Source organism: Flammeovirga sp. EKP202, from assembly GCF_014534745.1.
GTDB lineage: Bacteria > Bacteroidota > Bacteroidia > Cytophagales > Flammeovirgaceae > Flammeovirga.
Map to the genome: position 1 here is coordinate 1 of NZ_JACVVP010000123.1, position 966 is coordinate 966.

The following is a 966-nucleotide window of genomic DNA, read 5'->3' on the forward strand; positions in this document are numbered from 1 at the left end:
TGGTTAACGTCATTACAAGGTGAATCGGGTTCCAATGGTTTAGATGGCAAGTCCGCTTATATCTTAGCTCAAGAATCGGGTTTCGAGGGTACAGAATTAGAGTGGTTAACGTCATTACAAGGTGAATCGGGTTCTAATGGTCTAGATGGCAAGTCCGCTTATATCTTAGCTCAAGAATCGGGTTTCGAGGGTACAGAATCAGAGTGGTTAACGTCATTACAAGGTGAATCGGGTTCAAATGGTTTAGATGGTAAGTCCGCTTATATTTTAGCTCAAGAATCGGGTTTCGAGGGTACAGAATCAGAGTGGTTAACGTCATTACAAGGTGAATCGGGTTCTAATGGTTTAGATGGTAAGTCCGCTTATATTTTAGCACAAGAATCAGGTTTTGAGGGTACAGAATTGGAGTGGTTAACGTCATTACAAGGTGAATCAGGTTCCGACGGTAAGTCCGCTTATATTTTAGCTCAAGAATCAGGTTTTGAAGGTAGTGAGTCAGAGTGGTTAACATCTTTAGAAGGATCTGACGGTAAATCTGCTTATGAATTAGCTCAGGATGCAGGTTTTGAAGGAACTCTAGAGGAATGGTTAGCAACTATTGGAGGTGGTGAGACCTCGAATGGTAAATCAGCTTATGAATTAGCCCAAGACGCAGGTTTTGAAGGTACTGAGTCGGAATGGTTAACTTCTCTACAAGGCGAGTCAGGGTCCAATGGTTCCGATGGTCAATCGGCTTATGATTTGGCATTTAAATCAGGATTTGAGGGTACCGAGTCTGAATGGTTATTATCGTTGCAAGGCGAAGATGGTGTAGATGCTTATACTACAGCTCAAGAGTCTGGTTTTAAAGGAACAAAGGAAGAATGGTTGGCATCCTTACAAGGTTCCAATGGTCAATCGGCTTATGATTTGGCATTTAAATCAGGATTTGAGGGTACCGAGTCTGAATGGTTATTATCGTTGCAA

1 protein-coding gene is annotated in these 966 nt (G+C 42.0%); it reads left to right on the top strand.

Translation table 11 applies throughout. The annotated features are described in order from the left end of the window. On the top strand, positions 1-966 hold a 966-nt coding region (locus IC221_RS29230), incomplete at both ends, for a hypothetical protein (RefSeq protein ID WP_223241536.1).